Source organism: Kitasatospora sp. NPDC003701 (assembly GCF_053587085.1).
Map to the genome: position 1 here is coordinate 95,013 of NZ_JBSFNM010000001.1, position 19,474 is coordinate 114,486.

Sequence of the window (19,474 nt, forward strand, 5' to 3'; positions counted from 1 at the left end):
GGACCCTGGGGGCCAGGGTCCCTTTTCGCGTGCTCCCGCCGGGGCGGGAGCGGGGTGTCAGGCGCTCTTACGGGTGTCCCGCGGGTGTACCGCGAGGTTCATCCCTCCGGAGCGGAGAACGGCCAGCCGCTCGGCCAGCACCTCCTCCAGCTCCTCGCGCGTGCGGCGCTCCATCAGCATGTCCCAATGGGTACGCGTGGGCTTGGTCTTCTTCTCCTCAGGTTCGTCACCGTCGAGAAGTACTGCCTCCTGGCCGCAGAAGCGGCATTCCCAGGCCGAGGGGATCTCCGCCTCGACCGAGAAAGGAACCTCGAATCGGTGTCCGTTCTGACATGCGTACTCGACGGTCTGGCGGGGAGCCAGATCGATACCACGGTCGGTCTCGTAGCTAGTGGCCCCGAGTCGCGTGCCGCGGAGAGCTCGCTCGCTCATGAATCGTGCCTCCCGGGCTTATGGCCCACAGGACTAGTGGTCGCTGTTCTTCGTCGTTCGGTCAACGCTCGGCTTCCGACGAAGATTCCCGTCCCGGGACATGCGTCGTCTGTCGTGCCGCCCCTGTTTGTACCCATCGGCGCCCGATTTGTCACATCTGGCCGTGGATATCACCCCAGGTGTCACCTATTTCACATCTGGTGATCGGTCGGCCTTTCCACCACGAGCGTACCGGGGCGGGTTCCGTCGGCGTACGCCGCCCCGCCCCGGGCCGACCCGTTCAGGCCAGTGGACGGAACCGCAGGGGGGTGTGCTCCTTGCCGAGCTCGACCGGCCGCGGCTGCTGGACCGGCTCGGCCGGCGGCACGGCCGGCGGGCCGGCCGGGCGCGGCGGGACGTCGGCCGGTGCGGCCGCCTCCGTCCGGGTGTCGCGGTGCGGGAGCAGGGCGATCACCGCCTCGCGCAGCTGGGCCGGGGCCTCCTCGTCCAGCGGGTCGACGGTGGCCGGCACCTGGAGGCGGACGGGTGTGCCGGTGCCGATCCGGGCGTAGCCGCGGCCGGCCGGGGCGTGCGCGGCGGGCACGATGTCCAGCGGCGCGCCGAGTGCGGCGTAGCCCTCCTCGGGACCGGTCGGGCCGAGCAGGACGCGGGCCCGGGTGGTGACCCGGACGGTCGGGGTGATCCGGTCCCGGGCCTCGATGTCGTCGGCGATCACCACGGTGACCCGGGCGGCCCGGCCGTGCCGCAGCGGGAGCTCCAGCAGGTCCTGCGGGTCCGGCCGGCCCTCGGCGTGGGCCAGCTCGCTCAGCTCGGTCGGGTGGTCGAGCAGCAGCCAGAGCGGCCGGGTGACGTCCTCGGGCGGCGCCGTCCCCTCGTGCCGGGCGGCGTTGAGCGCGGTCAGCCGGCGCTCGGTCTCCTGGGCGGCCCACTCCAGTGCGGCCAGCGCGCCGTGCAGGCTGGTCTCCACGGTGTGCACGCCGGGCCGGTTGACCAGGCAGGCGTGCTCGCCGGTGCCGGCGCCGTCGATCACCACCAGGTCGCCGAAGGGCAGTGCCTGGAGCGCGATCGAGCGGATCAGGCTGGAGGTGCCGTAGCCGGTCACGCCGAGCGCCAGCAGGTGCGGCTCGCCCGAGCGGGGGCCGGTGCGCCAGACCACCGGCGGCTGCTGGGCGATCGTGCCGCCCTGGCCCACCGGGATGGTCCGGGCGCTGCCGTCCTCGTCGGTGAAGCCCAGCACGATCTCGCCGGGCGTGGTGACGAAGCGCTGGGCCGCGATGTCGGTGGGCAGCGGGGCCAGCGCGGCGATCCGCAGCCGGTTGGACTCCTCGTCCCAGTCGAAGCGGTACTCCCGCGCGCGGCCCGCCTTGCCCTGGACGACCTGCTCGATCCGGGCCCGGGCGGCGGGCTCGGTGTCGGTGAAGTAGGCCGGGTAGACCAGCTCCAGCCGGGAGAGCCGCCCCTCGCCGTCGAACTCCCAGGAGCCGAAGACGTCCTTGTAGGCGCCCTCGTGGTGGTAGAGCGGGGCGAGGTCGTCGGGCCCGGACAGGTACGGGGTCAGCGCGGCGTACAGGGCGGTGAGCTTGACGTCGGCGACGTCCGGCTCGGGCGGGGCCGGCGGGGCCTTGGGGGAGCGCCCGTTCCAGGCGGCGCTGGCCATCAGGGCGATCAGGGCGAACAGCAGCCCGTGCGGCAGCAGGTAGATGCCGAGCAGCATGGCGGCGGTCAGGAAGATCGTCGGCCCGCGCCGCTCCTTCGGGGTGGCCTGCCAGCGGCTCTTGGCCCAGGCGACGTGGTGGCGCATCCCGCGCCCGAGGACGGTCAGCGGGGCGAACATGTCGGAGGCGTGGTCGCCGGCCGTGCGGGCGAGGTCGCGGCCCTTGGTGAGGTGGCGGTTGAGCGGCATTCCTTGGCTCCCCGGGCGAGTGGGACGGGTCGGGTTCAGGGGGGTCGGCTGCGGGTGTACGACGGGGCCCGGGGCGGTGGGATCCGCGCCCGGGCCCGTACGGGGGAGTGGCCGCGCTAGAACTTGAGGCCGCCGAGCAGGCTGGCCAGGCTGGCGCCGCCCGCGGTGATGCTCGGAGCGATCGAGGAACCGGCGACGTAGAAGCCGAACAGGGCGCAGACGATGGCGTGGGAGACCTTTAGTCCGTCCCTGCGGAAGAAGAGAAAGGCGATGGTGCCGAACAGGACGATGCCGGAAATCGAGAGGATCACAGTCTGCTCCTCGGGGAGGGGGACAGGGACAGTGTCACGGAAAGTGCCCTAATCGTGACAAAAAGTAATAGATGATGGAACGGTGCAAATGGGTGGTTTTCTCGGCCAATACCGGCCTGCGGGCCGGGTGGGGGTATGCGAACCGCCCGGAACGGGGGCCGGGTGGCCCCGCGTACCGGTGCGGCGAGGCATTCCCGGCGGGTGGCCGGGAAGCTTCCGGGGGCACCGGGAAGTTCGCTCGAATGGCTGCGAAACCTTCCCGCTCGCGTGTCGTGCGGGGGAATGCCGCAATCCGCCGCCGTCCGCGTACCGGACGCGTGCTGGATCGTCCGCGTACCGGGCCGCTACGGTGCGGTACGCGCGACCGACAGACCGAGAAGCCCCCCGGGAGAGCCCGGGGCGCCCGAGAACGCCCAGGAGAGGCCCGCCATGACCGACGCCGCCAACCAGCAGCCCGCCGACGCCCCGGACGCCGAGGTGATCGCGCTGGCCGGGAAGCTCTTCGACGCGGCCCGGGCCGGTGACACCGACGCCCTCGCCGCCTACGTCGACGCCGGTGCGCCCGCCAACCTCACCAACGACCGCGGCGACACCCTGCTGATGCTCGCCGCGTACCACGGCCACGCCGCCACCGTCACCGCCCTGGTGGCCCGCGGTGCCGACCCGAACCGGGCCAACGACCGGGGTCAGACCCCGCTGGCCGGCGCCGTCTTCAAGGGCGCCGAGGACGTCCTCACCGCCCTGCTGGCCGGCGGCGCCGACCCGTCCGCCGGCACCCCGTCCGCCGTCGACACCGCCCGGATGTTCGGCAAGGACGAGCTGGTCGCCCGGTTCGAGGGCCGCTGACGCGAGGTCGTAGGCTTTTCAACCATGGAGAGCATCACCGGGACCGCCGGCGCGCGGGACAGCAAGGGCGACAGCATCGAGATCCGGGTCACCGGCTACGGCCACCCGGACGCCCAGCGACTCTCGGCGGAGGTGCAGGAGGAGTACGTGCGCCGCTACGGCGAGGGCGACCTCACGGCGCTGCACCCCGACGACTTCGAGCCGCCGGCCGGCCTGTTCCTGATCGCCTACCTCGACGGCGCACCGGTGGCCTGCGGCGGCTGGCGCGCCAAGCAGGCCGGCCCGCACGGGCTGCGGGACGGCGACGCCGAGCTGAAGCGGATGTTCGTCGTCCCCGCCGCCCGCGGGCGCGGCCTCGCGCGGACGGTGCTGCGCCGGCTGGAGCAGACCGCCGCCGAGGCCGGGCGGACCAGGTTCGTCCTGGAGACCGGCACCGAGCAGCCCGAGGCGGTCGCCCTCTACGGCTCCGAGGGGTACGACCCGATCCAGAAGTTCGGCATCTACCGCGACCACCCGCAGAGCATCTGCCTCGGCAAGGAGTTCGGCGGCGCGCCCGCCGTCTGACCGCCCGCCCGCTGGGTAGGCTCCCGGCGGACCGGTGGCCGAGCGGGCGGGGGCAGGCATGGACGAGCAGCCGCGACGCGCCGCCGCCCCCGACCCGCCGGCCGTGCTCGCCGCCCCCGGCGGGGAGTTGGAGCGGCTGGTGACGGCCGGGCTGGGCGGAGTCGGGGCGGGCGGCGTCTGGGCGGTCGGCGACGCGGGCGGTGTGCGCGGGCGCGGAGGCGCCGGCGTGCTCGGCCAAGGCCCGTACGGGCGGCTGGAGATGGGGCCCGACACGCTCTTCGACCTCGCCAGCCTCACCAAGATCGTCGCGCTCTGGCCCTGCGCCGGCGCCCTGTGGCAGGCGGGCCGCCTCCCGCTCGACCGCCCGCTCGGCACGTACTGGCCACCGGCCGACGGGCGGCCGACCGGATCGGTGACGGTCCGTCAACTCCTCACGCACACGGCGGGGATGCCGCTGCGCACCGAGTTCGAGCAGCGTTACGGCCGGGACCGGGAGGCGATCCTGGCCGGCATCCTCGCCGCCCCGCTGTACCGCCCGCCCGGGACGGCCGTCGAGTACACCGACCGCGCCGCCGTCCTGCTGAGCCACCTCGTCGAGGACCTGGCCGGTGCCCCGCTCGACGTGCTCGCCGAGCGGCAGGTCTGGGGGCCGCTCGGCATGACCGACACCCGGTTCGGCCCGCTCGGCCCGGCGGAAACGGTCCGCACCGCGCCCACCGAGTACGACGGGGCCACCGGAGCCCATCTGCGCGGGGTGGTGCACGACCCGTCGGCCCGGCTGCTCGGTGGCGTCTCCGGCAACGCGGGCGCCTTCTCCACCGCCCGCGACCTCGAACGCTTCCTCACCGCGCTGCTCGACCCGCCGGCCGCACTGCCCTGGGCCGGTCCCTGGACCGCCGAGTCGCTGCGCGAACAGACCGGCGGGCTCGCTCCCGCCCGCGGGCTGTCCTGGCTCTGCGCCCCCGGCACCGACCCCGCCGAGGGCACCTTCGTCCACTACGGCTTCACCGGCACCGGGATCTGGGTCTCCCGCCGGCTCGGCCGCTGGGCGCTGCTGCTGACCAACAAGGTGCACTACGGCCGCGAGATCCAGCCGCTGACCGACCTGCGCAACGCCTTCCGCCGGGCGGTCTTCGGGTAGTCGCCGTCCGGCGGGGCGACGGCGCGGCGGGCGCGGGCTCAGAGCAGGGTGCTCCAGTAGTACCAGAACCGGTTCAGGATCAGCAGCGCGATCACGGCGGCCCACAGCGCCGGCAGCGCCCAGTGGTAGCGGGCGGCCTCCCGGACCACCGGTCGCAGCCGGAGGCCCACCGGGATCACCCCGGAGCGCAGGTTGTGCAGCGTGGTGTACCAGCACAGCGGCACCACCGTCGCCCAGACCACCATGCAGTACGGGCAGAGCGCGCCGATGTCGTACAGCGCCTGGCCGATCAGCCAGTGCACGAACACGACGCCGGCCAGGGTGCCCGCCTGCAGGCCCAGCCAGAACCAGCGGCGGTAGGCGGCGCCGGCCAGCAGCCCCGCGCCGACCGCCGCCAGCGCGCCGAAGGCGGCCAGGCCGAGCAGCGGGTTGGGGAAGCCGAAGACCTCCGCCTGCTCGGTGCGCATCACCGAACCGCAGCTGATCACCGGGTTGATGTTGCAACTGGGGACGTAGGAGGGGTTCTCCAGGATGCGGAGCTTGTCGAAGGTCAGGACGGCCGAGGCGGCCAGTCCGAGGAGCCCGCCGAGGAACAGCAGCAGGGCGAACGCCCGGCCCGCGCCGATCGGCGTACGGCCCGGCGGGGCGGTGGCGGTGGAGACGGGGCGGGGCCGGTTCACGGCGGTCGGGGCGGTCATGGCAGAGCACTCCGGTGGGTGTGAAGGGCCGGCCCGGCCGGGTGATCGGCCGGGCCGGTGGTGCTCACTGCAAGCCCGCGGCCTGCTTCACCTGGGCGGTGAACTGCTCGGGCGTCACCGCGTTCTTCCCGCTGAACAGGGTGATCGGCTTGCCGTCCAGCTTCACGGTCGGCGTCCCCGTGACCCCGCTGTCGTTGAAGGCGTCCGCGACCTTCTTCGCCCACGGGGCGTAGGTGCGCTCGGTGACCGCCTTGACGAAGGCGTCCGACTTCAGGCCCGGCACCTGGCCGGCGAGGTCCAGCAGGTGGTTGACGTCGCCGAAGCCGTCCTCGCGCTCGTCCGGCTGGTTGGCGTACAGCACGTCGTGGAACTGCTTGAACTTGTCGACGCCCTCGTTGAGCGCCGCGCCGACCGCGGCGAGCGCGGTGCGCGAGCCCTTGCCGCCGAGGTTCTTGTCGAGGAACGCGGCCAGGTGGTACTCCACCTTGACCGTGCCGTCGTCCGCCAGCTTCTTGACGGTCTCGCCGTTGGTCGTCTCGAAGCTCTGGCAGACCGGGCAGCGGAAGTCCTCGAACACCTGCAGGGTGTGGGCGGCGTCCGCCTTGCCGTAGACGATCACGGTGCCGTCGGGGCCGGTGGTGTTGGCCGGGACGACCAGGGCGGTCGGCTCGGCGGCGGCGGACGCGGACGAGCTGTCGCCGCCCGCCGCGTTGATCGCCAGCGTGGTACCGCCGGCCAGCGCGAGGACCGCGACGATCGAGACGCCGACGACGATCCGCCGCCGGCGCTTGGCGGCGAGCCGCTCGCGCTGCTGCGCCTCCTGGATCCGCTCGCGGGCGCTGACGCGCTGGGACTGCTTGCGGCCGGGCTGCTGTTCGGTGGGCTGGGCCATGGTGGGTCAACTCCTGGACGCGGCGCGCGTCTGCGCGCGGGGTGCCCGCCCCGGCGCGGCGCGGGGCGCCGCGGGGCACGAGGGGGCTCGGGTCGGTGAACGCGGGAGTCGGCGCGCTGCCTGCGGGGACCGGGCGGTGGCCCGGGGCCGGTCCGGGGTGTCCGGGCGCCGGGTGTCAGGGCGTGGAGCCCCGCACGGCCGGGCGCGGTGCCGGAGACCGGGAGAGTCAGCAGGCAGGCGCGAGGGCCGGCGGACCGCGCCGCGGCGCGGGGCTGAGCACCACGGCCTCACGGAGCGGCCGGGGCCGGTCCGAGACCGGCAGCGGCACCCGCCGCACCGGGCGGACCGGCACCGGCGCCAGCAGCAGGACCAGCGCCCGCAGCGGGGCCGCGACCGACTGGCGCAGCGCGCGCAGGGCCCGGGCCAGGCCGGAGAGGGCGGCGTCGCCCAGCCGGAGCCAGGTGGCGGCGGCCAGCGCGATCAGCAGGTGGACCAGCAGGACCAGCAGCTGGGTGGCGGCGGGTGCGACCGGCCCGGCGTGGCCCAACGGCCCCGAGAACAGCGACCCGTCCACCGAACCGCCGCCGCAGACCAGCAGGTTCATGCCGCGTGCGGGGGCGTGCTCCGCCCCCAGGACCGGGCCGCAGCCGGCCTGGCCCAGGTTGAAGGTGGTGTTGAGCAGCAGCTCGACCGGGACCAGCACGGCCGAGATGTGCAGCAGCCGCCGCTCACGGCCGGCCAGTGCGCTCGCGACCAGGAAGACGACCGCGGTCGCGGCGGCCACCAGGCCGAGCGGCAGCGGGCGACCGGTGATGACGACCTGGCCCAGCGCGGACAGCGGCACGGCGAGCGCGGTGAACACCGCGGCCCGCAGGGCCCTGGTCGCAGGGGTGGAAGTCGTCATGACCCGGAGTATGCCACGACGCTTACACGCCGCACGAGGGTGCGTCGGGCGGTGAGCGGTCGCCGCCGAACAGATGGCCCGTCATCGGTCGTTCGTTTGCGCGACGGGGGCGGGGAGTTCACCGGCGGGATGGGTTTGGGCGGGGGAGGCGGGGTGAGCGGGCGTCAGGGACTGCCGCCGGAGGCTGAGGCGATCCGACAATCGGCCGATGGACCACGCCACCGGCTGGGCGCACCCGCGTCCTCCCGCAGCCTCCGCCGCGCTCACCCCGGTGCACGGGCCGCTGCCGCCTTCGCCGCCGGTTCCGCTGCCTCCCGTGCCGCCCATGCCGCCGATGCCGCCCACGCCTCCCTTTCCGCCCTTCCCGCACCTGCCCGTGCCTCCCTTGCCTCCCTTTCCGCCCTTCCCGCACCTGCCCTTGCCTCCCGTGCCGCCCGAGCCGCCGTCCGTCCACCCGCCGCCGACGCACTGCCCGGTCCCGGTGCACACGTCCTCGCCGTCGCCTGCCGCGCCGACGCCCCCGGTGCCCGCCCCGGCCGGACCCGCGTCCGCCGCCCCCGCCGTGCCGCAGCACCCGCCCCCGGCCGGACCGCCGTCGTCCACCCCGCACCTCGGTACGGCACCGGCTCCGGCCCGGACCTCGGCCCCGGCTCCGACCGCCACCACGATCACCACGACCGCCGCCCCGCCGCCGACCCCTTTGCGGACCCCCACGCCGACCCGCCCGCCGCCCCCCGCTCCGAGCGCGACGGTCGCGATCGTCGGCGCACCCCCGCCGCCCCCGGTCGGCGGGCCGCCGCCCGCACTGGAGCCGTCCGTCTGGGCCACCGTCGTGATCCTCACCGTCCTCGTCCCGGCCGCGCTGGCCGCGGCCCTCGGCCACCACCCGACCTCCAGGAGCCGCAGGTGAACCCTGGCCCCCTGCTCAGTGCCGCCGCGGCCGTGACGCTCGCCGTCACGGCCCTCGCCGTCGCCCACCGGCTGCGCCCCGCCCTCCCCGAGGGGGAGGAGCCGCCCGAGCCGCACCCCGCGCTCGCCAGCATCGGCTCCGGGCTGCTCTCCGGATTCGTGCTGCTCACCGGCTTCCTGGTGGCCACCGGCTGGGCGGCCCGCACCACCGGCGTGGTCCCGCCCGGCGGCCTCTACATCGCCGACCTGGCCGCCGGCACCGCAGTCCTCCTCTTCCCCTCGCTCTCCGGTCTGCCCTTCACCGTGCGCCACGCCACCGCCGTCTGCTTCTTCGCCGCCCTCGTCGGCTACACGATGTCGCTGGCGCTCCAGCTGAGGCCCTGATCCGGGGACGGCCGGATTCCGTCCCCCGGGCGGCTCGGCCCCGCGCCCGTCCGGGGGCGGCGGGCTAGCCTGGAAGGCGTTTCGCAGGCCCCGACGGGAGGGGTGAACGCGCATGGCCGAGACCGACGGCACCGTGGGCGCGGTGGTGCTCGACCGGATCGGGGTGCAGGCCGGGCTGCTCGCCGGGCTGGACGACGCGGTGCGGGCGGACGAGCCGGACGCGGTGCACCGGATGCGGGTCGCCTGCCGGCGGCTGCGCAGCGCGCTGCGGACGTACCGGCGGCTGTTCGCGCCCGGCGCGACCGACGAGCTGGTGGCCGAGCTGCGCTGGCTCGGGGCGGCCCTCGGCCGGGCCCGGGACGGCGAGGTGCTTGGCGAGCGACTGGTGGCGCGGGCCCGGGAGCTGCCGGCGCCGTGCGGGCCGGAGCGGCTCGTCGGGCGGCTGGAGCGGTGGCGGCGGGCCGAGTACCGCAAGGTCCGGCCGGAGGTGGTGGCGGCGCTGGACAGCGCGCGGCGGCGCGCCCTGGCGGACGGCCTGGCCGCGCTGCTCTCCGCTCCGCCGTTGCGCGGGCGGGCGAGGCGCTCGGCCCTGCCGGAGCTGGCCCGGGTGGCCGCCCGGGAGCAGCGGCGGACGGCGGAGCGGATCCGGCTGGCGGCCGCCGGCGGCCCGGGGCGGGACGCGGCGCTGCACGAGGCACGGAAGGCGGCCAAGCGGGCCCGCTACGCCGGGGAGACGGCGGAGCCGGTGGCCGGCCGCGCCGCCCGGCGGTACGTCGCGCGGATGAAGGCCGTCCAGGAGGTGCTCGGGGAGCACCAGGACGCGGTGGTGGCGGCGGCCGCGCTGCGGGAGCGGGCGCCCGGTTCCGGCGAGGTGTTCGGGTACGGCGTGCTGTACGGGCTGGAGTTGGCGGCTGCCGGTGCGGCGCGGGCGGAGCTCCCGGCGGTGTGGGCGCGGGCGGCGGGCCGGAAGCTGGCCCGGTTCGCCTGACCCCTGGCGGGCGGCGGTGGGCCCGGGGCGGGTGGCGGTGGGGCCGGTGCCGCGCACGGAAACCGGCCGGTCGTCCGGTAGGGGCCGGCGCGGCGGCCGCCGGAGTCCCGGGCCCGCCGCGCCGGTGGATCATTTCTGACGGTGCGTCAACTGTGCCATCAGGGTGAGGACGGCGAATCCGAGGATGACCGCCAGTCCGGGGTAGAACATCGACAGCTCGGTGCCGGGCATGATGACCGCGGTGACGACGGCGAGGCCGAAGGCGCCACCGACCTGCAGCGAACTGTTGAGCAGACCGGCGGCGAGCCCCTGCTCCTCGTCCGCGATCCCGTTGGTGCCGGCGACCATCAGCGTCGCGATGCTGAGCGCGAATCCCACGCCCCACAGCACCGACGCGGGCAGCAGGATCCGCCAGAGGTCCGGCTCGGGGCCGATGAAGAGCATCAGCAGGTAGCAGGGGAGGAACGCGACCAGCCCGACCATCAGCACCTTGGTCACGCCGAACCGCTCCATCAGGGCGCCGAGCTTGGGGCCGATGATGACCACCATGAGGCCGGCCGGCAGCAGGACCAGTGCCATCTGCCACGGCTTCCAGCCCTGGAGGTCCTGCAGGTAGAGCGCGAGCAGGAACTGGAAGCCCATCGCGCCGCCGTACAGCAGGGCGATGCTGATGTTGGCGCTCACCAGGCTGCGGTTGCGGAAGATGTCGAGCCGGATCAGCGGCTCCTTCACGCTGCGCTCGATGATCAGGAAGGCGGCCAGCAGGGCTGCGGAGAGGGCGAATCCGCCGATCGTCCGCAGCGAGCTCCAGCCGGCCTCGGCGGCGGAGACCACGGTGAAGACCAGCAGCAGCGTGCCGGTGAGCAGGGTCGCGGCGCCCCCGATGTCCAGGCGCGGCCGCTCGGTGCGCGGCGGGTCCGGCGGCAGGAAGCGCAGTGCGCCGATGAGCAGCAGGATGGAGAGCGGGATCGGCAGGATGAAGATGGACCGCCAGTTCAGGGCGGCGAGCATGCCGCCGACCAGCAGGCCGGAGGAGTAGCCGGAGGCCTCGAAGACGTTGAAGATGCCGAACGCCTTGTTGCGCTGCGGGCCTTCGGGGAAGGTCGTGGTCAGCAGCGACATCGCGGCCGGGGCCGCGAAGCCCGCGGCCATGCCCTTGACGAAGCGGGAGACGATCAGCAGGACCGAGCTGTCGGCGAGTGCGCCGAACAGGGAGACCACCGCGAACGCGGCCATGGCGATGATCAGCACCCGCCGTCGGCCGAACAGGTCGGCCACGCGCCCGCCCAGCAGCAGGAAGCTGCCGAAGGCCAGGATGTAGGCGCCGACCAGCCACTGCGCGGTGGCCGCGGTCATCCCGAGCTCGTTCTGGATCTCGGGGATCGTCACCACGATCATCGAGACGTCGAGCCCGTCGAGCAGGATCACGCCGCTGAAGATCAGCAGCGAGACCCATAACCGTGCCGACCAGCGCAGGGAGTCCTGCTGGACCTCGGGTGCTGCCGTCTCGGGCGCTGCCTCGGATGTCGCCAAGGCGTCGCCTCCCGTCCGGTGTTCACTCGGAGCCGAGCTGCCTGACATGGGCACGTCCTCCCACTAGAATGATCTTGAGCGCGCTCAATCCGCGTCCGCGATAATTGTGTGCGCGCTATATTGCATAAGCTTGATGCTGCCCTAAGTAACCAGACCTTCGCAAGGCGAACACGGCAAGCGTGTCAACTACCGGCCTTCGGACTCCCGGCGGACGGTCACGGGCGGCGTCGTTCGGCCGCGTCGCATGCGCCGGGTCCGGGGTCTCGTGCCCCGCGATGCCACCCGGCCGCCGCCGACCGGTCGGCAACAAGACCGCAGGCGAAGGACTTTGCGCGCGCCCGGGAGAACTCGCGGTGCGGTGGCCGGCATACCGCCGACCTGACAGATCGTCGTTCGTTTGTTCAGGAACCCGGTTCGGCTCTGGTTAGCATCGGGGCACGAACTCGGGGCAACGGACGGACGGTCCGGGAGAAGAGCGTGCCGTCGTCGGCGTGCAGGCCGACGAGCACCGGTCCTTCGAATTCCAGCCACAACAGTCTGCCAGCGATGCGATGCGGAGACCCAGAATGCGGCTTGCGCAAACGTTAGCAAAAGTCATGCAGCGCCACACGGATCGGCCCGCAATCGGTGAACGCGCGAAGGAGTTCGTGCGGGATGCCGACACCGGCCGCGTTTCGCTCCGCCTCAAGGCCCACTACGAGACGACCAGTTACAGCGAACTCTGGGGGCGGGTCCGCGCGGTGGCGGCGGAATGGCACCGCCACCCGGTCCACCCGCTGACACCGGGCGAACGGATCGCGCTGCTCGGCTTCGCCAGCGGCGACTACGCGGTCGTCGACCTGGCCTGCAACTACCTCGGTGTGGTCAGCGTTCCGTTGCAGACCAGCGCCCCGCTCGCGCAACTCGCCTCGATCGTCGAGGAGACCGAGCCCTTCGTGGTCGCGGCGAGCATCGAGCGGCTGCACGTCGCCGTCGACCTCCTGCTGGCGAACTCCTCGGCCCGCCGGCTGGTGGTCTTCGACTACCACCCGGAGGTCAGCGACCAGTTCGAGAAGTTCACCGCGGCCCGGGAGCGTCTCGAAGGGGCCGGCCGCGACGTGGTCGTGGACACCCTGGCGGAGGTCGTCGACCGCGGATCCGCGCTGCCCGAAGCGCCGTTGTTCGTACCCGAGGACGACGACGACCCGCTGGCCATGCTCATCTACACCTCGGGAAGCACCGGAACGCCCAAGGGCGCGATGTACACCGACCGGCTGTTGAGCGCGATGTGGGGCGGCGCCTGGTCGAAGCTGTTCTCCGACATTCTCGCGATCAATATCAACTACATGCCGATGAGCCATGTCGCCGGGCACTCGTCGCTGAAGAACACCCTCGCCCGCAGCGGGATCAGCTACTTCACGGCGAGCAGCGACATGTCGACCTTCTTCGAGGACATCGCGATGGTCCGGCCCACCGAACTCTCGCTGGTGCCACGGGTCTGCGAAATGCTCTACCAGAAGTACCAGAGCGAGCTCGACCGGCGGGTGCTCGCCGGCGCCGACCGGCAGGCGGTCGAGGCGGACGTCCTGGCCGACCTGCGGGAGAACCTCCTGGGCGGCCGGCTCGCCTGGGCCAGTTGCGGCTCCGCGCCGCTCTCCGCCGAGCTGCGGGTCTTCGTCGAGGCGCTGCTGGGCTTCGAGTTGACCATCATCTACGGCTCCACCGAGGCCGCCGCCGTCTCGGTCGACGACAAGCTGCTCCGCCCGCCGGTGATCGACTACAAGCTGGCCGACGTGCCCGAACTCGGCTACTACCGCACCGACTCCCCTTACCCGCGGGGGGAGTTGCTGCTGAAGTCCGAGGCCGTCGTCCCCGGGTACTACAAGCAGCCCGAGCTGTCGGCGGAGATCATCGACGAGGAGGGCTTTTACCGGACGGGCGACATCGTCGCGGAGCTCGGACCGGACCGGTTCACCATCCTGGACCGCCGCAAGAGCGTACTGAAGCTGTCCCAGGGCGAGTTCGTGGCCACCGCGCGGCTGGAGTCCGAGTTCGCGGCCAGCCCGCTGGTCCGGCAGATCTTCGTGTACGGCAACAGCGAGCGCTCCTATCTGCTGGCCGTGGTGGTGCCCACGCCCGCCGCGCTCGAACAGTTCGGCGGCGAGCCGGCGAACCTCCGCCAGCTCCTGAGCGAATCGTTTCAGCAGATCGCCGGGGAAGCCGGGCTGAACTCCTACGAGATCCCGCGCGACGTCCTGATCGAGACCGAGCCGTTCAACCAGGCGAACGGCCTGCTCTCGGACCACCGCAAGCTGCTGCGGCCCCGGCTCCAGGAGCGCTACGGCCGGCAACTCGAGGAGCTGTACGCCGACATAGCCGCCCGGGAGAGCCGGGAGCTGCTGGAACTGCGCCGCACGGGGGCCGACCGGCCGGTGCTGGAGACCGTCCAGCGCGCCACCCGGGCGCTGCTCGCCGGCTCCACCGTCGAGGTCGGCCCCACCGCGCACTTCCGGGACGTCGGCGGTGACTCCCTGACCGCCGTCTCGTTCTCCAACCTGCTCCACGACATCTTCGGCGTCCGCGTCCCCGTCGACACCGTGATCAGCCCGGCCTACGACCTCCAGCAGCTGGCCGGCTACATCGAGACCAAGCGCGCGACGGGACTGAACGGGGTGACCTTCGCCTCGGTGCACGGCGAGGACAGCACCGAGGTCCACGCCAAGGACCTCACCCTGGACAAGTTCCTCGACACCCGGACGATCGCCGACGCCCGCACCCTCCCCCGGCCGGGCGGCGAGCCCCGGACGGTGCTGCTGACCGGCGCGAGCGGCTACCTCGGCCACTTCCTCTGCCTGGAGTGGCTGGAGCGGCTCGCCCCGGTGGGCGGGCGGGTGATCTGCGTCGTGCGCGGACGGGACGCGGACGCGGCCCGCAAGCGCCTCGACGAGGCCTTCGCCACCGGGGACGACGAACTGGTCCGCCGGTACCGTGAGCTGGCCGAGGGTCGGCTGGAGGTCCTGGCGGGCGACATCGCCGAGCCGCAGCTGGGCCTGGACGACCCGACCTGGAAGCGGCTCGCCGACGAGGTGGACGTGATCGTCCACGCCGGCGCCCTGGTCAACCACGTCCTCCCGTACAACCACCTGTTCGAGGCCAACGTCGTCGGGACGGCCGAACTGATCCGCCTGGCGCTGACCGGCCGGATCAAGCCCTTCACCTACATCTCCAGCGTGGCCGTCGCCACCTCCCGGGCCGGGCAGGCCCTGGACGAGGACTCGGACGTCCGGGTCGCCCTTCCCGTCCAGCAGACCGACGAGGGCTACGCCGGCGGCTACGCGACCAGCAAGTGGGCCGGCGAGGTCCTGCTCCGCGAGGCGCACGACCAGTGCGGGCTCCCGGTCACCACGTTCCGGTCGAACATGATCCTCGCGCACAGCCGCTACGCCGGGCAGCTGAACGTGCCCGACCAGTTCACCCGGCTGCTGCTCAGCGTCATCGCCACCGGTATCGCGCCGCACTCGTTCTACCGCACCGACGACGGGGGCGGCCGCCGGCGGGCGCACTACGACGGCCTGCCGGTGGACTTCACCGCCGCCGCCGTCGTGACCCTGGGCGGGCAGGGCACCGAGGGCTACCGGACCTTCAGCCTGGTCAACCCGAACGACGACGGGGTCTCGCTCGACAGCTTCGTGGACTGGCTGGCCGAGGCCGGGCACCGCATCGAGCGGGTGGCGGACTACGACGACTGGTTCGTCCGGTTCGAGGCCGCGATGCGCGCCCTGCCCGAGGGGCAGCGGCAGCACTCGGCGCTGCCGCTGGTCCACGGGTTCGAGCAGCCGGAGGAGGCGGTGCCCGGATCGGTCATCCCCTCCGAGCGGTTCCGGTCCGCCGTGCGGTCCGCCGGGATCGGTCCGGCGCGCGACATCCCGCAGCTGTCACCGGAGTTCATCGCCAAGTACGCCGCCGACCTGGCGCTGCTCGGGGAGCGCCTCGGCTGGTGAGGCCGCGGCGGCGGGCGGGGCGGGAGCCGTCGCCGCGCGGCCGCCGCAGCCCGGGACGGGAGCCGGACGGACCCGGGCACAGGAACGAACCACGCCCATCGGACATCGACACCTGGAGAAGAGAACCATGGAGCAGACATCCGAGAAGTTCGAGGAGCGCTACGACCTCGGACGCCGCCTCGTCGAGCAGCTGGGCACGGCGGAGACCGACCCGACCACCTTCGAACTCCTCGGCCTGGAATGGGACTTGATCCCGGGGACGTACGAGCCCCGGCAGGGCACCGGCACCGAGTGGTACACCGGCGCCATCCCCTACCCCGAGGGCGGCCGCTTCCTGGAGATCGGCTGCGGGGCCGGCGTCACCGCGGTCTGGGCGGCCCTGCGCGGCTGCGCGCAGGTGACGGCCACCGACATCACCGACACCGCGGTCGACAGCGCCGCCCGCAACGCGGAGCGGCACGGGGTCGCCGACCGGGTACGGGTGTTGCGCAGCGACGTGTTCGACGCGCTCGACCCCGAGGACCGCTTCGACACCGTCTTCTGGAACTGCAGCGTCTTCGAGGCGCCGAAGGACTTCGAGTTCACCCAGGACGTCGAGTGGGCGATCTTCGACCGCGGCTACAGCGCCCTCGGCCGCTACCTCGCCCAGGTGCACGACCGGCTGCTGCCCGGCGGCCGGGCGCTGGTCACCTTCAACAGCTTCGGCGACGCCGGCCGGATCGCCCAACTGGCCGCCGAGGCCGGCAGCTCGCTGACCATGCTGGGCAGCGCCGACCGGCAGCTGGCGGGCGTGGACGTCACCTACAAGCTCTTCGAGATCCGCCCGCTCGGGCGCTGACCGCGCGCCGCCCGAGGCACCAGCACCCGCACACCCGGTCGCCCGGAGGACCGGCCCGCACCGTCGGGCCGGTCCTCCGGGCGACTTCGCTTGCGGTGCGGCGGCGGGCCGGACAACGGAATGTGCCACCGGCACGGGTATTCCGGCGGACCGGCGGAGTGCTCGAACTGAAGGGCGAGCAATTCGAGCCCGATCGCACTCCGGGTCATTACGTTCTGTACATGGAGAGTTGCACGCGTGATAGAATCCGACCCGGTGCACGTGAATGCGCGCATGTCGTTCAGGCCGGGGGCGGCGGCCCCGGCGGCTTTCTCCGGGTGCCGATCCGGGCCGGTCCGGACCGGGCACGATCCACCCCGGCGCGAGTGCTGTCGGGCGTGATTCGGCCGGGCCGCGTGACGGCCACCGGAATCAGCGCCTCCCTTGTCGCCCTGCGGCATGTTCCGTGCGTTTCACCCGTCGCTCACCACATTTCCGGAGCGCTCCCATGGCCAAGCAGAATCGTGCCGTCCGCACCCGGCAGGAACTGATCCGTTCTGCCGCGGAGACCTTCGCCCGGTCCGGATTCGCGGAATCCTCCATTACGCAGATCTGTGTCCGGGCCGGTCTCAGCCACGGTGCGCTGCACTTCCACTTCGGGAACAAGCGAGCACTCGGCGAGGCGGTCGAATCCGCCGCCGCGGAAACCCTGCTGCGGATCACCGGCAACATTCCGCTGCGACACCCCGCACCGCTCCAGCTCCTCGTCGACACCTCGCACACGCTCGCCCAGCGGCTGTCCTGCGACGCGGTGCTGCGGGCGGGGTTCTGCCTCGGCAGTGACGCGACCTGGCCGGGCGGCGCGAACCTGTGGCAGCAGTGGCAGGACTGGGTCCAGTTGATGCTGACCGTCGCCAGGGCCCAGGGCAGTCTGGCCGCCGACATCGTGCTCGACGACGCGGTGGCCGCGATCACGGCCGTCATCGCGGGGCTGGAGGTGCTGGGGCGGCGTGACCCGCACTGGCACTCGCGCCGGGCGGTCACGCCGTTCTGGCGGCTGATGCTGCCTCAGCTCGCGGCGGCCGAGGTGCGGGCCGGGATCGCCCCGGAGGGCAGCTGTCCGGAGCCGCCGACGGGCCGGCCGCCGGCCGCGGACTGGGCCGAGGCCGACGGCGGCCGGAGCGCCTCGCAGCCCTGCGACGCGCTGTCGTGCTGCTGACGGCGGAGTGCAGTCGGCGGTGAGGTGCTGCTGACGGTGGAGTGCAGCCGGCGGGGTGGTGCAGCCGGCGGTGAGGTGCTGCCGGCGGGGTGGTGCTGACCTCGGCCGGGACGGGCCCGTCCCGGCCGCCGTCGGCCGTCCCGCGGTACCGGACGTCCGGTCAGGCCGGCCGCTCGCGCCGGTTGGCGAGCGCGACGACCGCATGGGCGGCCGAGGCCAGCGTGACGTGACGGTGCCAGCCGTTGAAGGACCGCCCCGTGAAGTCACGGATGCCCACCTGGTCCGCGATCTCGGCGAAGTCCCGGTCGACCTTCTCGGTGAGCCGGCTGAGCCGCACCAGGGTGGCCGGCGACACGGCGGTCAGGTTGGTCAGCCACAGTTCCGCCGGCCAGTGCCCGCCCTCCTGGCCGATGCCCAGCAGCAGGAGCTCCCCGCCCGCTCCCGGGTGCCCGCCGCCCGCGGCGGCCGCAGCCGAGGTCGGCGCCGGCAGGCCGACGCGGATGGTGGCGGCCAGCGCGGCCCGTGACGCCCCCTGCGGGCCGTGCTCCCTGCCCGGGACGGGCCGGCGCATGTCCTTGGCCAGGTTCATGATGCGGTGGGCCGGCAGCGGCCTGCTCCCGGAGCCGGGCAGGACGGAGTCCAGGACGGCCAGCCGGAGGTCGCCGCCGACCCGGGCGAGCAGCGGTACGCCGTGGGCGCCGAGCTTTCCGAAGATCGTCATGGCCTGCGGCTCGCCGATGTCGAGCACCACGGGCCGAACCGGCAGCCCCCAGCCCGTCGTGGTCTCCAGGCAGGCCTCGATCATGCACTCGCCGAGGGTCTCCACACCGACCCCGTCCGGAATGGACACCTGGCTGCGCCGCAGGTCGTCGTTGAGCCAGACCTCGGGCAGGTGGAGGCGCCAGTTGACCGGGGTGCTCAGCTCCTCCGAGGTCGCCCAGACGCCGATGGCGTGCTGGGCGTTCAGCACCTGCCCCAGGGTGGGGAAGAAGTGCCGCTCCACGCCGACCGAGTGGCGGCCGGTCTTGGGGATGATCATCGGCTGCACCACCCAGGCCTGCGGGGCCGCCGCGCCGGCCAGGTAGTGGGCCAGGGCCCGGCGGATGGGCACCCAGTCCCAGGTGGAACTGCAGATGAAGTGGTGGAGGTTCTGCTCCGACGCCGGCTTGCCGAGCAGCGCCGCGATGTTGCGGATCGACTTGCGCCCCTCGGTCTCCAGCAGGCCGCGCAGGTACTGCATCCCCTTTCTGCACTGGTCACTGCGGGACAGCGAGGTGAACAGGATCGAGCAGAGCTCGGTCAGCAGGGCGTCGTGGGAGCCGGGCGGGAACGGCGTGCGGGCGTGCTGCACCGCGCCCGGGCCGGACGACCCGGTTGCCACGGCCGGCTCTTCGGCCGCCGCTTCTCCGGGCGCCGCTTCTCCGGGCGCCGCTTCTCCGGGCGCGGGCCGGGGCGGCGATCCGTCGCCGTGGCTGCCCGGGGGCACCGGACGCGGCGGGGTGGCGGTGGTCGGGGCGGGCGGCGGGAATCCGGCGGGGTTCGTGGAACGGGCGGAGGGCTTCGACCGGTCGTTGTCGCCGACCGGAGCCTTGACGCGCCGCCGCTGTGTCAACGTCTGAGTGGTCAAGTCGTCTCCGTTGTCGTGGTGTTCGGGGGGAACGCGCCGGACGGTGGTGGCGGGGCCCGGACGCGGCGGGGTGGCGGTGGTCGGGCCGGGGCGCGCGGGCACGGGGGCCGGACCGGCTCCGCCACCTTCGGTGCGGCACGGGTGGTCGCCGGTCGGTCCGGACCGGGAGCGCCGCCGGGCCGGCCCGGCACGCGGCCGAAGCCCGGCCGGCCGTCGCCGGGGGCACGCACCGCATGCGTCGGGTCAGCCGCCGGAGGGCGCGGGCACCGACCTCCTCCTCGGCGGCGGAGCGCCCGGCGGGCCGAACTTCTGTCGATCAGGGCGTG

The 19,474-nt window shown here is 73.5% G+C and carries 17 protein-coding genes; 9 read left to right on the forward strand and 8 right to left on the reverse strand.

From position 1 onward, the window contains the following. Positions 1-57 precede the first annotated feature (57 nt). From ACWDRR_RS00390 to ACWDRR_RS00400, 3 genes are all read right to left on the reverse strand, one after another. Positions 58-432, reverse strand: a complete 375-nt coding sequence (locus ACWDRR_RS00390) for an RNA polymerase-binding protein RbpA (RefSeq protein WP_030396357.1) — start codon at positions 430-432, stop codon at positions 58-60. 280 nt (positions 433-712) lie between these two features. After that, a complete protein-coding gene (locus ACWDRR_RS00395; RefSeq protein ID WP_449769923.1) occupies positions 713-2,335 on the reverse strand; it encodes a hypothetical protein in 1,623 nt (540 codons plus the stop codon). A 116-nt stretch (positions 2,336-2,451) separates the two neighbouring features. Further along, positions 2,452-2,646 carry a hypothetical protein gene (locus ACWDRR_RS00400; protein WP_359963678.1) on the reverse strand — a complete coding sequence of 65 codons (195 nt, stop codon included), beginning with the start codon at positions 2,644-2,646 and terminating at the stop codon, positions 2,452-2,454. Positions 2,647-3,075: 429 nt separating this feature from the next. Here ACWDRR_RS00400 and ACWDRR_RS00405 point away from each other — a divergent pair, with 429 nt between their 5' ends. Genes ACWDRR_RS00405 through ACWDRR_RS00415 form a run of 3 tightly spaced genes read left to right on the forward strand, consistent with a single transcriptional unit; the run spans position 3,076 to position 5,197 of the window. Beyond that, entirely contained in the window at positions 3,076-3,492 is a 417-nt protein-coding gene (locus tag ACWDRR_RS00405) for an ankyrin repeat domain-containing protein (protein WP_449769924.1), read from the forward strand. Between the two features lie 24 nt (positions 3,493-3,516). Beyond that, the gene (locus tag ACWDRR_RS00410; RefSeq protein ID WP_449769925.1) at positions 3,517-4,056 is read left to right on the forward strand and encodes a GNAT family N-acetyltransferase; all 540 of its coding nucleotides are present in this window, start codon (positions 3,517-3,519) and stop codon (positions 4,054-4,056) included. Positions 4,057-4,114: 58 nt separating this feature from the next. Then, a complete protein-coding gene (locus tag ACWDRR_RS00415) occupies positions 4,115-5,197 on the forward strand; it encodes a serine hydrolase domain-containing protein (RefSeq protein WP_449769926.1) in 1,083 nt (360 codons plus the stop codon). A gap of 38 nt (positions 5,198-5,235) precedes the next feature. Here the strand turns inward: ACWDRR_RS00415 and ACWDRR_RS00420 are convergent, their stop codons facing one another. The 3 genes from ACWDRR_RS00420 to ACWDRR_RS00430 all read right to left on the reverse strand — a co-directional run bounded on the left by ACWDRR_RS00420 (position 5,236) and on the right by ACWDRR_RS00430 (position 7,691). Continuing rightward, a complete protein-coding gene (locus tag ACWDRR_RS00420) occupies positions 5,236-5,895 on the reverse strand; it encodes a vitamin K epoxide reductase family protein (protein ID WP_449769927.1) in 660 nt (219 codons plus the stop codon). Between the two features lie 64 nt (positions 5,896-5,959). Then, entirely contained in the window at positions 5,960-6,787 is an 828-nt protein-coding gene (locus ACWDRR_RS00425; protein WP_449769928.1) for a DsbA family protein, read from the reverse strand. A gap of 226 nt (positions 6,788-7,013) precedes the next feature. Beyond that, on the reverse strand, positions 7,014-7,691 hold the full coding sequence (locus tag ACWDRR_RS00430; RefSeq protein ID WP_449769929.1) for a hypothetical protein: 678 nt from the start codon (positions 7,689-7,691) through the stop codon (positions 7,014-7,016). Positions 7,692-8,118: 427 nt separating this feature from the next. Between ACWDRR_RS00430 and ACWDRR_RS00435 the strand changes: the two genes are divergently transcribed. From ACWDRR_RS00435 to ACWDRR_RS00445, 3 genes are all read left to right on the forward strand, one after another. Continuing rightward, entirely contained in the window at positions 8,119-8,601 is a 483-nt protein-coding gene (locus ACWDRR_RS00435) for a hypothetical protein (protein ID WP_449769930.1), read from the forward strand. After that, on the forward strand, positions 8,598-8,984 hold the full coding sequence (locus tag ACWDRR_RS00440; protein WP_449769931.1) for a hypothetical protein: 387 nt from the start codon (positions 8,598-8,600) through the stop codon (positions 8,982-8,984). Before ACWDRR_RS00435 ends, ACWDRR_RS00440 begins: the two co-directional genes overlap by 4 nt. Positions 8,985-9,096: 112 nt before the next feature. Continuing rightward, a complete protein-coding gene (locus ACWDRR_RS00445) occupies positions 9,097-9,972 on the forward strand; it encodes a CHAD domain-containing protein (RefSeq protein WP_449769932.1) in 876 nt (291 codons plus the stop codon). 129 nt (positions 9,973-10,101) lie between these two features. Here ACWDRR_RS00445 and ACWDRR_RS00450 read toward each other — a convergent pair whose 3' ends face one another. Next, on the reverse strand, positions 10,102-11,505 hold the full coding sequence (locus tag ACWDRR_RS00450; protein WP_449769933.1) for an MFS transporter: 1,404 nt from the start codon (positions 11,503-11,505) through the stop codon (positions 10,102-10,104). A gap of 491 nt (positions 11,506-11,996) precedes the next feature. On the opposite strand from ACWDRR_RS00450, the gene car reads away from it, so the two are divergent. The 3 genes from car to ACWDRR_RS00465 all read left to right on the forward strand — a co-directional run bounded on the left by car (position 11,997) and on the right by ACWDRR_RS00465 (position 17,521). Further along, positions 11,997-15,485 carry a carboxylic acid reductase gene (car, locus tag ACWDRR_RS00455; protein WP_449769934.1) on the forward strand — a complete coding sequence of 1,163 codons (3,489 nt, stop codon included), beginning with the start codon at positions 11,997-11,999 and terminating at the stop codon, positions 15,483-15,485. Positions 15,486-15,612: 127 nt separating this feature from the next. Then, the gene (locus ACWDRR_RS00460; protein WP_449769935.1) at positions 15,613-16,323 is read left to right on the forward strand and encodes a methyltransferase domain-containing protein; all 711 of its coding nucleotides are present in this window, start codon (positions 15,613-15,615) and stop codon (positions 16,321-16,323) included. 487 nt (positions 16,324-16,810) lie between these two features. Beyond that, positions 16,811-17,521, forward strand: coding sequence for a ScbR family autoregulator-binding transcription factor (locus ACWDRR_RS00465; protein ID WP_449769936.1), 711 nt, complete (start codon positions 16,811-16,813; stop codon positions 17,519-17,521). 160 nt (positions 17,522-17,681) lie between these two features. Here ACWDRR_RS00465 and ACWDRR_RS00470 read toward each other — a convergent pair whose 3' ends face one another. After that, positions 17,682-18,872 carry an IS701 family transposase gene (locus ACWDRR_RS00470; protein ID WP_449770249.1) on the reverse strand — a complete coding sequence of 397 codons (1,191 nt, stop codon included), beginning with the start codon at positions 18,870-18,872 and terminating at the stop codon, positions 17,682-17,684. Positions 18,873-19,474 lie beyond the last annotated feature (602 nt).

Bases quoted from the DNA above. Each gene is read 5' to 3' on its own strand.
- ACWDRR_RS00445 (WP_449769932.1), top strand. From the start codon at position 9,097: ATGGCCGAGACCGACGGCACCGTGGGCGCGGTGGTGCTCGACCGGATC.
- ACWDRR_RS00415 (WP_449769926.1), top strand. From the start codon at position 4,115: ATGGACGAGCAGCCGCGACGCGCCGCCGCCCCCGACCCGCCGGCCGTG.
- ACWDRR_RS00425 (WP_449769928.1), bottom strand. From the start codon at position 6,787: ATGGCCCAGCCCACCGAACAGCAGCCCGGCCGCAAGCAGTCCCAGCGC.
- ACWDRR_RS00460 (WP_449769935.1), top strand. From the start codon at position 15,613: ATGGAGCAGACATCCGAGAAGTTCGAGGAGCGCTACGACCTCGGACGC.
- ACWDRR_RS00410 (WP_449769925.1), top strand. From the start codon at position 3,517: ATGGAGAGCATCACCGGGACCGCCGGCGCGCGGGACAGCAAGGGCGAC.
- ACWDRR_RS00465 (WP_449769936.1), top strand. From the start codon at position 16,811: ATGGCCAAGCAGAATCGTGCCGTCCGCACCCGGCAGGAACTGATCCGT.
- ACWDRR_RS00405 (WP_449769924.1), top strand. From the start codon at position 3,076: ATGACCGACGCCGCCAACCAGCAGCCCGCCGACGCCCCGGACGCCGAG.
- ACWDRR_RS00420 (WP_449769927.1), bottom strand. From the start codon at position 5,895: ATGACCGCCCCGACCGCCGTGAACCGGCCCCGCCCCGTCTCCACCGCC.
- ACWDRR_RS00395 (WP_449769923.1), bottom strand. From the start codon at position 2,335: ATGCCGCTCAACCGCCACCTCACCAAGGGCCGCGACCTCGCCCGCACG.
- ACWDRR_RS00390 (WP_030396357.1), bottom strand. From the start codon at position 432: ATGAGCGAGCGAGCTCTCCGCGGCACGCGACTCGGGGCCACTAGCTAC.
- ACWDRR_RS00430 (WP_449769929.1), bottom strand. From the start codon at position 7,691: ATGACGACTTCCACCCCTGCGACCAGGGCCCTGCGGGCCGCGGTGTTC.